This is a genomic window from Pseudomonas serbiensis (assembly GCF_030580745.1).
Classification (GTDB): Bacteria; Pseudomonadota; Gammaproteobacteria; order Pseudomonadales; family Pseudomonadaceae; genus Aquipseudomonas; species Aquipseudomonas serbiensis.
The window spans coordinates 179475-194299 of record NZ_JAUQOO010000003.1; the positions used below are offsets into that span (position 1 = coordinate 179475).

Below are 14825 nucleotides of genomic sequence, written 5' to 3' on the forward strand. Positions count from 1 at the left end.
CTACTAAGGACGGGCACCGTGAAAAAACGGGCCAAAAAAAGATCATGCCTTGCTCACCGTCACCCAATAACGGGTTCGATAACTCACTGTCACCGGGAGAGTAGTCGGCAGCGCGGCGAGAATGGCGTCGCTGTTGTCGAGCTGGAAGCCACCGCTGATACGCAAGGCCGATGCACTTTCATCACAGTGCAGCCGGCCTGGGCGATAGCGGGTCAGTTCCTGGAGGAAATCGCGCAGCGGCAAGTTATCGGCCACCAGTTCGCCTTGCGTCCAGCGTGTAGCCAGTTCGCTGGCAGGACGTAACGGGCCGAAGGCATCTGCGCTGAAAGACACTTGCTCGCCTGCCTCTACAACCTGTGACGCGGTGCGCGCAGGCGTTGCCCGAACCCGGCCTTGCAGCACCGCCAGCTGTGTGGTGCCACTGAGCTGGCGCACACTGAAGCGCGTCCCCAAAGGTTCCATAAGCCCTTGTTCACTGGCCACTCGCAAAGGGCGTCGAGCAGAGTCAATGCCGGTGCTGATCAATATCTCCCCGCGGACCAGACGGATCAGCCGCTGCCCGGCATCGAATTGCACGTCGATGGCACTGTCGGTGTTGAGGTCGACCACACTTCCGTCCGCGAGTGTCAGTTGCCGCCGTTCGCCTACGCGGGTGCGATAGTCAGCCATCCAGCCCTGCTCGGTGCCAAAGCGGTAGCCGAGGTAGCCAGCGGGTGCGATGGCAGCCAACACCAGCAGCGTCTTCAAGGCCTGACGTCGTTCGCGATTGAGGGTGCCCATGGCAAGCGCGGGCGGCAGACCACCGAGCTGTTGTTGCACATGCTGCACACGCTGCCAGGCGCGCTCATGCTCGGGATCGATAGCGCGCCACCGCGCGCAAGCTTGCTGTTGAGCCAGGCTCAGTGGCTGCTCATGCATCAGCACAAGCCAATGGGCGGCCTGGCGCGCGACGTCACGACTGATCGGGGCCTGCGCAGACATTAAAACGCTACATCGCTCAGGATGCAGGCTTCAAAGGCAGTGGCCATATGGCGCTTGACTGTGCGCTCACCAATACCCAGCTCGCGGGCGATCTGCACATAGGTCAGGCCATCGATCTGTGCCAGTAGAAATACTGCACGCACAACGGGCTTCAAGCGGTCGAGCAATGCATCGAGCTGGAACAGGGTTTCGCGCATCTGCCATTGCTCTTCCGGCGACAGGGCAAAAGCTTCGGGCATCGTGGCGAGCATGTCGAGATAGGCCCGCTCCAGCGACTGGCGACGGAAATAGTCGCAAACCAGCCGCTGGCCCACCGTCGCCAGATAGGCCCGTGGGCGGTCCAGGGTCAGGGTTTCGCCGGTTCTACGCTGTGAAGTGAGGATGCGCAGGAAAGTATCCTGCGCCAGATCCGCCGCCTGGCTGTTGCAACCCAGACGACGGTAAAGCCAGCCCGTCAGCCAGCTATTGTGCTCTGCATAGAGAAGCCCTATACGATCCTCGCCCACGACTTGCCTCCCGAAAGAAGCGGCGATAATAATTGATAATGATTCTCATATCAATGCAAGGCCGGAGCGTTGATCCAGACCGGCCCTCAGGAGCAAGCGCTCAACATACGCTGAGCAGATGGGGTTTGTTGACGACTCCAAGTGAGTCACTGATGAATGTGTCACTTTGTGGGAGGCAGCTTGCTGGCGACTTCCCACACGTTTTGTTTGTGCCTGAACTGATCGGCATTAAACCAGCCACCCGTCCTGGTGCTGTGCTGCTTGAGCGCAACATTTCCGATCACGGTGTCAGTGCCACGTCCGCCAGCTCAACATCACACATCTCGGCCAGCGCCCTGACGACTAACGCATGGTCTTGCCTCTGAGGCAGGCCGGACACAGTCACGACACCAATGAATCCAACACCCTCGACGTGCAGGGGAAAGCTGCCACCGTGGCATGCATAATCGGCGGGTGGAAGCCCCATGGAAGCCTCCAGCGAATGACCGTCTTCAAATGACAGGCCCACCCGATAAGAACTCTGCCCCATCAATTCCACCACATTGCGTTTACGGCGAGCCCAGTCAGCATTGCTCGAAGCCGTTCCGGGCATCGAGTAAAAAAACACGGTCTCGCGAGCGAGTCTGATTTCAATCGTAGTGCTTAACCCCGCGTCTTCACACAGGGTCTTCAATCTGAGGCCAAGCTCCCATGCAGCCGCTTTGTCGAAGGCTTTAAGCCGGAGACGTTGTTCCTGAATGACGATACGTCGCAGGTCTTCCTGTTGCTCACTGTCCATAAACTCCGAGTCCTGCGTCTAAAGTGGTAGATCTGCTCTACTGCAACCGCATACGTTTGATATCACGCTGAGGAGGTTCACCAAACAGGCGACTGTATTCGCGGCTGAATTGAGAGGAGCTTTCATAACCGACAAGTCCACCGGCGCTGCTGGCATCCACATTCTGGCTCAACATCATTTGTCGTGCTGCCTGAAGCCTGAGCTGCTTCTGATACTGCAATGGGCTCATGCCCGTAACCGCCCGAAAATGCTGACGGAAAGTGGAAGGGCTCATATGGGCACTCACTGCCAGCTCATCGACCTTGAGGTGTTGCCGGAAGTTCAGCTTCAGCCAGGACAGGCATCTGGCAATGTGTTGACTGGGTGAGCCGGCACTTACGATATGAAGCAATTGAAGGCTATGAGGGCCGTTCAACAGGCGCACGACTATTTCCTCGACAATGAGCGGCGCGAGAGCGTTTATCAAACACGGATCGTCCAGCAAGGCGATCAGACGCTCCAGCGCATCCAGTATGTGAGTATCCAGCGCGTGAACGGTGACGGGACGAAACCCCTCATCTTTCATTCGTTGAGATAACTTCAATCGCTCTGCTACCTGCACAACCATTGTGCTGTCCAGCGCCAGAATCATCCCGATGAAAGGTTGGGACGCACTGGCACGGGTGACATTTGCGATGACGGGAATGTCGACGCTTGTCACCATCGACTGACCGGGGCCATAGGCCAGAACCTCTTCTCCCACCATGACTTGCTTCCCGCCCTGCAGCGTCAAGCCAAGCCCTAACGCATAGATGCAGTGCAGTGGCTCTGTTACAGCGTTACGACGATGAAAGCTGAGCCCTGGAATCGCGCTGTAGTGGTCACCTTCCTGTCGAAGAACTTGTCCCATTCGCTCAGCCAGGCGGGCACTACCAGTGACAGTGCAAATATCTTTGAAAGCTGAATTCATGATTTTCCCCGATGCGCCACTAGAGTACGTTTTTGCTGATCCCATTACTCACCCGAACGATATCGGACATGACCGCCAGCGCTATCTCGGCAGGTGTCTTGCTGCCCAGATTCAACCCGATGGGTGCATGGATGCGGTTGATGCCCTCATCGTCCAGCCCTCCAATACGCCTCACGCGCTCAAGACGTTTTTCGCTGGTTCGCCGCGAACCCATTGCCCCGATGTAAAATGCAGGCGTCCTTACTGCCTCCATCAGCGTCAGGTCATCCAGACGAGGATCGTGGGTCAACGCGACGACAGCCGTTGATGCGTGACAGCCGCCTTGAGCGATGTAGGTCGCTGGCAGCATTTCAAACAGTGCGACACCTGGCATCCGGAAAGTCGATATCACTTCGGCACGCGGATCACACACGATGACCTCGTAGCCCAACGCAACCGCGAAACTGGCACAAAACTCAGCCACGGGTGACAAACCTGCGATCAAAAGCCGTCGAACGGCCCCGACCCTCAACCGCACTTGCCCAGGCTCAACGGTGACCGGCGCGCACTCCATGTCAGCGTTTTCCATGTAGGCATCGCGCGTCCCCAGAATGACACGACGCACGATTAACTGACGTCCATGCAGAGCCTGTTCAAGCCTCGCAAAATACTCACGCCCGGAGCAGTCAGCCTCGAAATACTCAACGAGAACATCAAGCACGCCGCCACACGGCAACTGCAGGTTTGGAGTAAACCCGCCCTCCCCGTATCGAATGATCTGGCTGTGAGGCTCGAACTCGTGGCGACCCAGTCGCTCCAGAAAGTCTTCCTCCACACACCCGCCTGACAGTGAACCGCAGGACCCTCCTTGCGCCAGCGCCACCAGCATGGCGCCGGGCCCACGAGGCGCAGACCCAAACGTTGAGAGGACAGTACACAGCCACACACCCTGGCCTTGTTCCAGCCAAGTCGATGCCTGTTGAACAACCTGAAGATCTAGACTGTTCATGGATCAGGCAAGCAGCTTATCAAGGGTAAAAGGGAGATCACGAATGCGCTTTCCGGTTGCGTGATACACCGCGTTGCCAATGGCAGCAGCTACTCCCACGATCCCAAGCTCACCCACGGCCTTGCCGCCCAGGGCACTTGCCTGCAGATCAGGTATGCCGACATCGATAGTGATGATTTCAGGCATGTCGGCATTCACGGGAACAACGTAGTCAGCAAGGCTTGCGTTGACAATGCGGCCGTCTCGGCGATCAATGTGGCCCTCTTCAAAAAGGGCCTGCCCGATTCCCATGATCATCCCGCCCATCCACTGACTCTCCGCCAGCTTAGGGTTGTACACCCTGCCACTGTCGAACGCTGCCACCATGCGCTTGACCTTGACCGTACCGAAGTCTTCGTCCACTCGAACCTCGACGAAATGGACACCCCAGCTGTGAGCGGACACCCCGCCATGAGTCGCAGGCAGCATTTGGCTGAAACCGTGGGCGGCAGCATCACGATCGGCCTCGGTGGCACCTGCCTTGAAGGTGTCGGTTGATATCTCGAATCGCTCTTTGCCAATCGCTTTCAGCAGGTCACCCAACGCGATACCGTCGCCTGGTCTCTGTGAAGGTTTGATGCGCCCGTTCTTGAATACCAGGTTTGAGATATCCATCCCGTGCAGAGGCGATTTCGGGTCAGTTGTAGCGACTCGCAGCATCTCGTTACGAGCGACTTTCGCCGCTTTGTAAACAGCGCCTGTCAGGTTATTGGCAAGCTGCGAACCACCCGCGACCGAAGCCCGTGGCAAATCAGTATCGCCGAGGCTGACCTTGACCGCGCTGGTCGGTACATCAAGTACTTCGGCGGCTGTTTGCGCCAGAATCGTGTAGGTGCCCGTCCCCAGATCGGTACCGCCGCTCAGGACCTCTATCCGGCCATCGCGATGGATGATGATCTTCGCTTCCCCAGGCGTTCGCCACACAGGGTAGGTTCCTGCGGCCATGCCCCAGCCAATCAGCTCGCGACCTTCACGCATCGAGCGTGGCTTCGGGTTACGGTTGGCCCAACCGAATGCGTTTGCACCGGCTGCGTATCCTTCTCTAAGACGCCGTGTCGTCCAGGGAACATTGGCTCTGGGATCCTTGGACGCCCAGTTACGCAGCCTCAGTTCGATCGGATCAAGACCCAGTTCAACGGCCAGCTCATCCATGGCAGTTTCAAGCGCATAGGTGCTGATGTTTTCGCCAGGTGCACGCATCCAGCCAGGATTGACAGTGTTTACAGGGATGATGCTGTGCCGGGCGAGCATATTGGGAGTGGCATACATCAGTGCGGTCACCGATGTGCTGGGTTCCAGGTGCGTGTCATCAATGGCGGTCTCATTCCAGCCTTCATGCACGACCGAAACCAGCGTGCCTTGCGGGGTTGCTCCCAACGCCAGCTTTTGACTTGTCCGGGGCCGGCCACCAAAGCTTGTAAACGTTTGAGGGCGCGTCAACGAAACTTTCAGGGGGCGACCTAATACCTTTGACGCGGCACAGGTCATGGCGACATGAGGATGGGGCGCAACCTTGCAACCGAACCCGCCCCCCACAAAAGGTGAAACGACTCGCACCTTGGCCATCTCAAGCCCCATCCACTGGGCAATGACATTACGCGCACCGCCTACCCACTGGCTCGACTCATAGACCGTGAGTTTATCGGCGTCCCAGTGAGCGATGCAGGCATGGGGTTCCATCGGAACGTTGTACTCACGTGGTGTGGTGTAGATACCCTCGATCTTGACCGCTGCCGCTGCGAGGGCAGCAGGCGCGTCTCCCCACTTTGCCTGCAGGTCATCGACAGGCTGGGGTTTCGCACGCGCATCATCCGGGTCGATGATGGCTGTCGTTTGCTCGTAAGTGACCTTGACCAGATTCGCAGCTTCAGTCGCCTGCTCGAACGTTTGCGCCACCACCAGAGCAATATGCTGGCCATTCCAGCGCACCAGATCATCCTGCAGGGGCGTGAAGTTTTCAGTGGCAGAGCCACCTTTGATGAATGGGGTGGCTGGCTGAATGGCGAGCGGGTTTAGATGCGTATAAATGGCAATCACCCCCGGCGCATTTTCAGCCCTGCTGACATCAATTGCAGTGATGCGGCCTGCGGGAATGGTCGATTGCACTGCAACGCCGTAAAGCATTCCTTCGATGGCCTGTTCAATGGCATAACGGGCCTCCCCTCTTACCTTGAGGCCGCCGTCTTGCCGAGATGCACGCTCACCCAGCGAACCATTTCGCTCCTTCTCCATCAGCGGCGCTGCCTCACCCGTCAGAGGGTTGAGCGCAAGGCCGGTATACGCGACAGCTGAGCCCGCAGCAGCGGTCTTGAGCAGTGTCCGGCGATAAACCCTGGGGTTGAAGAGATCGCTCATACCAGACCTCCAACGGTCATCAGTGCTCGCGCAACGACGCGAGGTGCCAGAACTATCTTGAAGCCATTGTGCTCACGGGCCTGAGCGCCGTTGACGGAGTGTCGGACGGCCTCACGAATCACTTTTTCGGTGAATGATTTACCCACCAAAGCCTGCTCTACAGCACGTGAACGCCAAGGCTTGGTACCGACCCCGCCCATAGCAATGCGGACATCCTTGATGGTTTTGCCATCGTCCTCGAACTCGACCCCGACAGCAGCGCTTGCAGCAGCGAACTCATAGGAGGCGCGATCACGCACTTTCAGGTAATGGGAGCGTTTGAGGGCGGCGACCACAGGCACCTCAATGCCGATAATCATCTCGCCGCCTGAAAGGTCGTGCTCAATGTCCGGGCGTGCGCCAGGTAACCGGTAGAAGTCTTCGGCAAGCACCTGACGGTCGCTTGCACCCCGAATCAAAACCTTGGCATCAAATGCAACCAACGCCACTGCAAAGTCGCCAGGATAGATGGCAATACATCCATCACTTGTTCCCAGCACGGCATGGTTGCGATTGAACCCGTTCAGCGCCGCGCATCCAGAACCTGGATTACGTTTATTGCATTCAGGATAAGCACTGGGGTCACGAAAATAAGTGCATCGCGTGCGCTGCATCAGATTGCCGCCAATCGTGGCCATATTCCGCAGCTGGGGGGAAGCAGCGCGCCAGAGGGCCTCGCTGAGTACAGGTGCCTGAGCCTGAATGTGAGGGTTGGCGGCAACATGACTCATCTTCGCCAAAGCCCCGATACTGATCTGCCGGGCGCCGACACTAATGCCATTCAGGCCGTCCAGATGACCGATATCAACCAGCCGGGCAGGACGCTCCACGCCGCACTTCATCAGATCGAGTAGTGTTGTCCCTCCGGCCAGAAAACGGGTTTCCGGCAAGACGACTTCTTGCCTCGCATTGGCGACATCACTGGCACGAATATAGTCAAACGCTCTCATGCCTTTTCCCCCTGCAAGCGGGCAGCCGCAGTGCGTACTGCAGTGACGATATGTGGGTAGGCTCCGCACCGGCAAATGTTGCCGCTCATGTATTCGCGGATCTCGTCATCCGACCCTGTATGCCCCTCGCGGATGCAGGCCACTGCGGACATGATCTGTCCCGGCGTGCAGTAGCCACACTGAAACGCATCAAACTCAACGAAAGCAGCCTGCACGGCATGCAGCGTGCCGTCCGCCTTGACCAAGCCTTCAATGGTCGTCACATCACGACCCGCGACCTGAGCCGCAAGCGTCAGACAACTCAAAACCCGCTCACCCTCGACATGAACCGTACAAGCACCACACTGACCCTGGTCGCAACCCTTCTTGGTACCAGGAAGGAATGCATGCTCGCGAAGCGCATCCAGCAACGTCGTGCGAGGGTCAAGCTCAAAGGCTTGAGGTGCTCCGTTGATGGTGAGCTGAAGTCTGTTGCGGTCTGCCATGATGGCCTCTCCAATAATGTCCGAAAGCGCTGCACCCACTCATCAGGCGCCATTCTGCGATCAAGTATGGTTGGCCAGCCCCAGGCAGATTTGCCGGAAAAAATGCGTTTATTGCCCAATCCAATTAATTGCTAGAGACCCAGGCTGCTCGTAACAATACATTTCAAGAAAAATGACTGCCCGAAATGATGGGTTCAGCATTTAGAAGTAGCGCCTTAGAAGACATCAGGATGCCTTGGGAGAGATTTTTACCGTTGCGCCTTTCGCTTGATCGCTGATCATGTCCGCGAGATAAGGGCTGCTGCTGTATTTGGCGCGATAGGCCTGATCAATTCGCTCATTGATAGCACCGTCAACGCCTTCAAAACTTACATCGCGGGTCATTCCAGCCGCGATGATGCGCCCGGCCTTTTCACGAATGGCAGCCTTGTACCAGGAAGATGCCTTGCCGTGGTACGCACGCACATAGAGGTTGCCATCCACTTCCACGCACCATATCCAGGTGGGCGTTCCGTAAGTCACGCCATCCTCGCGAAATGGAGAAATCTTGAGGTCATCTGCCTTGATGATGCGATTGAGTTCGTCGCCAGACCAGGCGCTCAAGTAGGACGTCGTAGCGTTGTCCGGTGCTGCCGGACCAGATATGGCTTCAGCACCATCGGCAGCGCTCAGACTGGAAAATACAAGCGCACCCGCAATGAGTAATGAGGCGCTGGCTTCTTTGATGTATGAAACAGACTTGCTCATCTAATGATTCTCCGGGTTTGAGATACAGCCTATAAATCAGGCACAAGACAAATGACTCATTTATCGAGAGCGTCCTGCCCATTCATTCAGGCAGGAGCGCTCGGCAGAATCATTCAGCCCCAGTTCTGCAGCCAGTAAGCGTAGGGTGTCGGCAACACTGAAGCCGGATCAGGAATACCCAACGCACGTGCTGCCTGGAATGGCCAGTGAGGATTTGCCAACAGCGTCCGTGCAAAGAACACAAGATCCAGGGAGCCGGAACGAATGAATCCATCCGCCTCATGGGCGTCGGTAATCATCCAGCTCGTACCGACGGGCAGGTCCGTCTCGGCACGCACACGCTCGGCAAACGGCACCATGAAGTTGGGACCCCATGGCACTGGCTCGCCAGGCACAGCCAGGGAAAGCGAGCAGTCCACAAAATCCACGCCGCCTTCCTGCAACCATTGGAGAACCTGAATCGACTCTGCCATTGATGCTTCGAGGTCTTCCCCAAAGTCGACCGTTCCGAAACGGACCGTCAGCGGAAGATTTGATGGCCAGGCCTGCTTGACCGCCGCGACAATTTCGAGCAGGAAACGCGCTCGATCGGGCAACGATCCGCCGTATTCGTCAGTGCGAACATTTGTCTTGGGAGACAGGAAGCTTTGGCCGAGAAAACCGTGTGCAAAGTGCAATTCCAGCCACTCGAAACCGGCACGGTGAGCACGCGCAGCGGCGGACGCAAAATCTTCTTGTATGCTTTTAATTCCTTCGACCGTCAGCTCGTCAGGGAGGTAAGAGGAGTCAGGGACGTAAGGAAGAGCACTCGATGACACAGGCTGCCAGTGCTGCGGGTCTGACGCTTCAAGTGGATGCCCTCCTACCCAGGGTGGCGTACATCCAGCCTTGCGCCCTGCGTGACCCAGTTGAATACCGGGCACTGCTCCGGCGTTCTTGATTAACAAGGCAACTTCCGCAAAACCGGTAACGTGATCGTCACTCCAGATTCCCGCATCGCCCGGTGTGATACGGCCCTCAGGATTGACTGAAGTCGCTTCAACCACGACCAGACCGGCTCCGCCTTTTGCCAATGCCTCGTAGTGGGTCCTGTGCCAGCCATTCAACGCCCCTTCTACGGCCTGGTACTGACACATGGGTGATGCCACGATGCGGTTGCGTAGTGTGACGTCCTTCAATGTATAAGGTGAAAATAACGAGCTCATGAGTTAATCCGCTTATTGATCAGAATGAGCAAATTATGGCCATGAAGGTGTATTCATTATTTGCCTGATAGAAGCGAAAGACTGCACAAAATGATGCGCTTTCAGATGGGCAATACTCCTCTGCCTCTTGGCGTATATCAGCCGGGTTTTAAATGCACACCTCGAGCATCTATTCCCGCGCTACAACTTATAAAAAATATAGTCGGGCGAATCTCCACTATCGACGTGAGCCCCACGCTTGATAAGTGTTTCTCGCAAATTCTCGTTCTCAATATGCACCCGCCAATGCACTTCGCCCGGCTTGCTCTGCCCCAGGTCAAATCGCTCAATAGCAGTCTTCAACTCATCCCCGAGAGGCAGATAAACCGCCAGCGCGTCTTCCTTCCAGGCAGCAACGGTCATTCCCATCGATTCGCAAATAGCCACTTTGGCCCCGACATCATTCCTGTCAGAGCGCCTGGACTCATTGATCTGATCGAGCACCACAGGATCAGTAACGCGATCAGAGAAAATGACTTCTCCGGTTTCCCATACCTCGGGGGGGCAAATCTTCTTGGCGGGATCCAAGGCAATAAAGGGTGATATTTCCAACGGATAAATTCGGCAAACCAACGGGCGCTCTTCGTAAATACCGCAACGATTCTGGTCATCCAGATTAGGGCATTGAGTGAGTGCATTACCTGCAAAAATCGGGGTCACATTAATCTGATGACTACCGCTTTCAACCGGAACTGAACGACCCGCATTATGGTTGAATCTGTCGGACTCACCAGGCCAGTGAAACTCGTCAAAAGCCTCCAGTAGCACCGCGACCTCATGCCCTCTTTCCAGCCAGCGCCTGGCCTCACCCAGCGTGAGAGGAACCAGACGGCCCTTGCAACACACGCCACATGTATTGCAGGCAAAGCGTACTTCATTATTCCCCATACATTTACTCGCCCGACGACGCGATAAAGCGTCCAAACACCTTGATTGACGTTTGGCGGAGTATGTATGAGCTGCCTGATCACACTGTTGCCCATTTCGCGGCAATACTTGCTCGTTCCAATTACTTACAATTAGTTACAACGTATGCAATACGCGAAGTTTTCCTGCATCACTCTGCTATTCGTCGTTTTAGGCAATATTTCAAACGAAGTCTGCAACCCCTCAACGCTGCCTTGGCGAGAGAATAAGTATGAAACGAGGGGATGTCTCAGACCTGAAGCCTGGCGCTCCCTTACCCTGAAGGCGAGGAAAATCAAATGACGCAGAAAAGTGTATGGCTCATCACCGGTGCCAGCAGAGGCCTGGGCGTTCACCTGGCCAAGTTTGCATTGGCGGCAGGATACGCGGTGGTTGCTACCGGGCGTGACGCTGAAAAGGTAGAAACTGCAGTGGGAAGCCACCCGGATTTGCTCACGGTGAAACTGGATATCACCCAACCTGAAGATGCACAAGCAGCCGTCGCGCTGGCCATTGAAAAGTTCGGCAAGATCGATGTACTCATCAATAACGCGGGTAACTTTTACGCTGGATTTTTCGAGGAGCTTACCCAAGAGCACGTTCGCAGTCAGATCGAAACATTGTTGTTCGGACCGATGAACGTTACTCGCGCGGTCCTCCCTGTACTGCGTAAACAACGCTCTGGCACCGTCGTGACTATTTCTTCAACCGCCGGAATTGTCGGGGGGACGTTCTGCAGTGCCTATGCCGCCGGTAAGTTCGCCGTGGAGGGATGGATGGAATCTCTGGCATCGGAGGTTGATCAGTTTGGAATCAAGACAATGCTCGTGGAGCCTGGTTTTTTCCGGACAGAACTACTGACCAGAGACTCGACGACATTTGTCGAGCCCACTATTGAGGACTATGCGGAAAAAACACGTGAAACGGTCACTGTGTTGAGTGGCATGAGCGGTAAGCAAGTGGGAGATCCAGCAAAACTCGCGCTGGCTATTGTCACCCTTGCCGGCAGTGCAACCCCACCTTCTCGTTTCGTGGGCGGTACAGATGCATTGGAAGCTTTTGAGGCCAAAGCCAGACTCATGCTCGAACAGGCCAATGCACATCGTACGCTGTCATCCTCTCTGGCGCATGACGATTAGTGGCCGGGAAACCAGGTGATCCTGCGAAAAAAAGCCTCAGTCATCGCTACGTGATTGCTCTGGCATTAGTCGCAGTTGTCGTGAGCCTGAGTGCTTTCACCGCTATGGCGGTGAAGGATCAAACCTATGTGGGAAGCCCTGGATTCAAGGCCACTGCCGACGTACCCCATGAGTATGTTGTTGTGTACTACTCCCGTTCCGGGCATTCGGAAGCCGTCGCGCACGAAGTGGCAACGCGGCTCAATACGCCAATCGCCAGGATCAACGCGAATTACCCATTGAGCTTTCAGGGACAACGCAAAGCGATAGCAGACGCCGAGGCTGAGGCTTTTCCTGAAATCGAAGTTGAAGCGGTTGATATTCAGTCTGCAAAACGCATTTATCTGGTGTCGCCTACCTGGATGTTCCGTCCTGCACCACCGCTGTGGACTTTTGTCAGGGATAGAGATCTTTCTGGAAAGGAAGTGGTGTTGATCATGACCGGCAACAGCCGATTCAAGTCGGAAGAAATCGATAAGTTTTCACAACTGATTGAATCGCGTGGCGGTCACCTCCTTTATCAGGAGTTCATCAGGCGTGGTCGGTTTTTCTGGCAAATGAGCCGAGCCGAACTGCTTGATTCTGTTCAGAACCTCCTGGAGAAAAAGTATTGATATCTCACGCTATAACCACGGCAGGCGCTGAATCGTAACGAAATGCCCAAGCATCGGGTTCTCGAATTCTATGAGGTTTACTTTTGAAAGCTATCGCGATCAATCAGCATGGCGACTGCCATGTCTTTATTGAAATAGACACCACTGACCCCGTCGCCCGTCCCGGTCACGTCATCATTGATATTCGCGCGACCAGCGTGAATCCAGTGGATACGAAAATTCGCCGAGGCAGCGAGGGCACGGATGGCCTCACGTTCCCTGCCACTCTCCACATCGATGTTTCCGGAGTGATCAGTTCAGTCGGTGACGGGGTGACCCGCTTCAAACCTGGCGATGAAGTCTACGGGTGCTTCGGCGGTATCGTCGGCATTCCAGGTGCCTTGGCCGATCAGATGGAGGCAGACGCAAACATGCTCGCTCTCAAACCTGAATCGTTGTCCTTTGGAGAGGCCGCGAGCTTGCCACTGGTGGCCATTACCGCATGGGAAGCGCTAATCGACAGAGCCTCGATCAAACCCAACGATAACGTTCTGGTCCACGGAGGTACCGGCGGGGTCGGTCATATCGCCGTTCAGTTGGCGAAGGTCATGGGGGCGCGGGTATCAACAACGGTTTCGACGCCTGAAAAAGCGGAAACAGCCCGCCGCCTGGGTGCCGATGAAGTGATTTTCTATCGCAGCGAAAAGCCGCTGGAATACAGTCAGCGAATTACCCAGGGCAAAGGTTTTGATACGGTCTTCGACACCCTGGGAGGCGAAGTCTTACAAAACTCGCTGAAAGCAGCAAAACGCAAAGGGCATGTCGTATCGATCATTGGTTACGACACTTACGACCTTACCGACATGCATTTCAAGGCTCTGCGACTCGACTTTGTATTCATGGCCATCTCCATCATTCATGACGAAGACAGAAAACATCATGGCGACATCCTGGAGCGTCTGGCTGCACTGGTTGATCGAGGCCTGATTCAACCCTTGATCGACAGCCGTCATGAATTTACGGCATCAGGAGTCAGCGCTGCGCATGCGCGTCTTGAGTCAGGTCATGCCATCGGAAAGATTGTCATCGAGCGACAGAGCGTATAAACGATACCTTCTGTGTCACTCAAATGAATTGCCAAGGATTAGCCATGAGCACCACTGAATTAGAAAACACACAGGTTCATATCATCGCGACCCTGAAGGCGATTGCCGGTGAAGAATCCCGATTGGCTGAAATGCTGAGTGTGCTTGTCTCTGCGTCCCGGGCAGAGCCGGGCTGTATTCATTATGTGCTGCACGTCGATACAGAGCACTCTGGAACGTTCGTCATTTATGAGGCCTGGTCTAGTCAAGCCGCCCTTGATGAACACACGACCACAGCACACTTTCTGTCATTTGTTTCGGCAGCAGAATCGCTGTGTTCCAAACCCACTCACCTCCAGACGTTGAAGCTGATCCGGTAACCACTCCTTGTATCGATGCCCTTGGCAGGTTTACCAATCGGGAAGGAGGGCTTATCGGCTCAGGTCATAGGCCCTCCACTTTCAACGATCCAGCGGCATCCAGTGGATGCAGTAAGTTATCGGGGCATATTCAAAGCAATAACCCGACAAACTGCCATGGCGCCATCTTCGTCACCATGATCATCACAATAACGAACATGCCCGCAAACCCGAGCACGCCCATCCAGAACCACTTCCGGTAAATCGACCGATACTCCGCCCCCAATTCTGCACCCGAGTTGACTGCGGCCAGAGCCATCGCCTGCAATTGATTTTGCAGGATCAGCACCGGCAGCCAGAGTGAGCCGACACACAGGAAAATCACCAGCGAGGTCAGTACCCATTCCGTGGTCAGGGGCAGGCCCATGATGCGGGTCAGCAGGTAACCGGTGATGATCTGCACAAAACCCGCCGGGGTGGTAATCCAGGTGTCAAAGCGCACCACCATTCTGGCGACATGTGCGATGACGTGCGGGTTGGCAGTGCGGCTTGCGGCGATCAGGTAAAGGTAAGACCCCATGCCGAAACCAAACAGGAAAATCGCCGCGATGATGTGGGTGTATTTCAGGAGAAGATAAGTCAT

16 protein-coding genes are annotated in these 14825 nt (G+C 55.7%); 4 read left to right on the forward strand and 12 right to left on the reverse strand.

The features are described from left to right. Positions 1 to 42: 42 nt before the first annotated feature. From Q6A51_RS05695 to Q6A51_RS05745, 11 genes are all read right to left on the reverse strand, one after another. A complete protein-coding gene (locus Q6A51_RS05695; RefSeq protein WP_304574313.1) occupies positions 43 to 981 on the reverse strand; it encodes a FecR domain-containing protein in 939 nt (312 codons plus the stop codon). Next, positions 981 to 1487, reverse strand: a complete 507-nt coding sequence (locus Q6A51_RS05700; protein ID WP_304574314.1) for a sigma-70 family RNA polymerase sigma factor — start codon at positions 1485 to 1487, stop codon at positions 981 to 983. Before Q6A51_RS05700 ends, Q6A51_RS05695 begins: the two co-directional genes overlap by 1 nt. A 280-nt stretch (positions 1488 to 1767) precedes the next feature. Beyond that, complete coding sequence (locus tag Q6A51_RS05705) at positions 1768 to 2265, reverse strand: heme-degrading domain-containing protein (protein ID WP_304574315.1); 498 nt, start codon at positions 2263 to 2265, stop codon at positions 1768 to 1770. A 37-nt stretch (positions 2266 to 2302) separates the two neighbouring features. Continuing rightward, positions 2303 to 3214, reverse strand: a complete 912-nt coding sequence (locus tag Q6A51_RS05710; RefSeq protein ID WP_304574316.1) for an AraC family transcriptional regulator — start codon at positions 3212 to 3214, stop codon at positions 2303 to 2305. A gap of 19 nt (positions 3215 to 3233) precedes the next feature. Continuing rightward, the gene (locus Q6A51_RS05715) at positions 3234 to 4202 is read right to left on the reverse strand and encodes an XdhC family protein (RefSeq protein WP_304574317.1); all 969 of its coding nucleotides are present in this window, start codon (positions 4200 to 4202) and stop codon (positions 3234 to 3236) included. Between the two features lie 3 nt (positions 4203 to 4205). Continuing rightward, positions 4206 to 6596 (reverse strand): xanthine dehydrogenase family protein molybdopterin-binding subunit, encoded by a 2391-nt coding sequence (locus Q6A51_RS05720; protein ID WP_304574318.1) that lies wholly within the window; start codon positions 6594 to 6596, stop codon positions 4206 to 4208. Continuing rightward, positions 6593 to 7585, reverse strand: coding sequence for an FAD binding domain-containing protein (locus Q6A51_RS05725; RefSeq protein ID WP_201004596.1), 993 nt, complete (start codon positions 7583 to 7585; stop codon positions 6593 to 6595). The genes Q6A51_RS05720 and Q6A51_RS05725 overlap by 4 nt, the downstream gene beginning before the upstream one ends. Continuing rightward, the gene (locus tag Q6A51_RS05730) at positions 7582 to 8070 is read right to left on the reverse strand and encodes a (2Fe-2S)-binding protein (RefSeq protein WP_201004598.1); all 489 of its coding nucleotides are present in this window, start codon (positions 8068 to 8070) and stop codon (positions 7582 to 7584) included. Before Q6A51_RS05730 ends, Q6A51_RS05725 begins: the two co-directional genes overlap by 4 nt. 225 nt (positions 8071 to 8295) lie before the next feature. Continuing rightward, complete coding sequence (locus Q6A51_RS05735) at positions 8296 to 8817, reverse strand: DUF2255 family protein (protein ID WP_304574319.1); 522 nt, start codon at positions 8815 to 8817, stop codon at positions 8296 to 8298. Between the two features lie 113 nt (positions 8818 to 8930). After that, a complete protein-coding gene (locus tag Q6A51_RS05740) occupies positions 8931 to 10022 on the reverse strand; it encodes an NADH:flavin oxidoreductase/NADH oxidase (protein ID WP_304574320.1) in 1092 nt (363 codons plus the stop codon). Positions 10023 to 10202: 180 nt separating this feature from the next. After that, on the reverse strand, positions 10203 to 10949 hold the full coding sequence (locus tag Q6A51_RS05745; RefSeq protein ID WP_201018486.1) for a YkgJ family cysteine cluster protein: 747 nt from the start codon (positions 10947 to 10949) through the stop codon (positions 10203 to 10205). A gap of 317 nt (positions 10950 to 11266) precedes the next feature. On the opposite strand from Q6A51_RS05745, the gene Q6A51_RS05750 reads away from it, so the two are divergent. From Q6A51_RS05750 to Q6A51_RS05765, 4 genes are all read left to right on the forward strand, one after another. Then, positions 11267 to 12106 carry an SDR family oxidoreductase gene (locus Q6A51_RS05750; RefSeq protein WP_304574321.1) on the forward strand — a complete coding sequence of 280 codons (840 nt, stop codon included), beginning with the start codon at positions 11267 to 11269 and terminating at the stop codon, positions 12104 to 12106. Further along, on the forward strand, positions 12106 to 12759 hold the full coding sequence (locus Q6A51_RS05755) for a flavodoxin family protein (protein ID WP_201004606.1): 654 nt from the start codon (positions 12106 to 12108) through the stop codon (positions 12757 to 12759). Before Q6A51_RS05750 ends, Q6A51_RS05755 begins: the two co-directional genes overlap by 1 nt. An 83-nt stretch (positions 12760 to 12842) precedes the next feature. Next, complete coding sequence (locus tag Q6A51_RS05760; RefSeq protein ID WP_304574322.1) at positions 12843 to 13844, forward strand: zinc-dependent alcohol dehydrogenase family protein; 1002 nt, start codon at positions 12843 to 12845, stop codon at positions 13842 to 13844. Between the two features lie 44 nt (positions 13845 to 13888). Beyond that, positions 13889 to 14203 (forward strand): putative quinol monooxygenase, encoded by a 315-nt coding sequence (locus Q6A51_RS05765; protein WP_304574323.1) that lies wholly within the window; start codon positions 13889 to 13891, stop codon positions 14201 to 14203. 130 nt (positions 14204 to 14333) lie between these two features. On the opposite strand, the gene Q6A51_RS05770 is transcribed toward Q6A51_RS05765, so the two are convergent. Beyond that, a complete protein-coding gene (locus tag Q6A51_RS05770; RefSeq protein ID WP_304574324.1) occupies positions 14334 to 14825 on the reverse strand; it encodes a DUF2269 family protein in 492 nt (163 codons plus the stop codon).

Bases quoted from the DNA above. Each gene is read 5' to 3' on its own strand.
- Q6A51_RS05695 (WP_304574313.1), bottom strand. From the start codon at position 981: ATGTCTGCGCAGGCCCCGATCAGTCGTGACGTCGCGCGCCAGGCCGCC.
- Q6A51_RS05705 (WP_304574315.1), bottom strand. From the start codon at position 2,265: ATGGACAGTGAGCAACAGGAAGACCTGCGACGTATCGTCATTCAGGAA.
- Q6A51_RS05710 (WP_304574316.1), bottom strand. From the start codon at position 3,214: ATGAATTCAGCTTTCAAAGATATTTGCACTGTCACTGGTAGTGCCCGC.
- Q6A51_RS05715 (WP_304574317.1), bottom strand. From the start codon at position 4,202: ATGAACAGTCTAGATCTTCAGGTTGTTCAACAGGCATCGACTTGGCTG.
- Q6A51_RS05720 (WP_304574318.1), bottom strand. From the start codon at position 6,596: ATGAGCGATCTCTTCAACCCCAGGGTTTATCGCCGGACACTGCTCAAG.
- Q6A51_RS05725 (WP_201004596.1), bottom strand. From the start codon at position 7,585: ATGAGAGCGTTTGACTATATTCGTGCCAGTGATGTCGCCAATGCGAGG.
- Q6A51_RS05730 (WP_201004598.1), bottom strand. From the start codon at position 8,070: ATGGCAGACCGCAACAGACTTCAGCTCACCATCAACGGAGCACCTCAA.
- Q6A51_RS05735 (WP_304574319.1), bottom strand. From the start codon at position 8,817: ATGAGCAAGTCTGTTTCATACATCAAAGAAGCCAGCGCCTCATTACTC.
- Q6A51_RS05740 (WP_304574320.1), bottom strand. From the start codon at position 10,022: ATGAGCTCGTTATTTTCACCTTATACATTGAAGGACGTCACACTACGC.
- Q6A51_RS05745 (WP_201018486.1), bottom strand. From the start codon at position 10,949: ATGGGGAATAATGAAGTACGCTTTGCCTGCAATACATGTGGCGTGTGT.
- Q6A51_RS05750 (WP_304574321.1), top strand. From the start codon at position 11,267: ATGACGCAGAAAAGTGTATGGCTCATCACCGGTGCCAGCAGAGGCCTG.
- Q6A51_RS05765 (WP_304574323.1), top strand. From the start codon at position 13,889: ATGAGCACCACTGAATTAGAAAACACACAGGTTCATATCATCGCGACC.
- Q6A51_RS05770 (WP_304574324.1), bottom strand. From the start codon at position 14,825: ATGACTTATCTTCTCCTGAAATACACCCACATCATCGCGGCGATTTTC.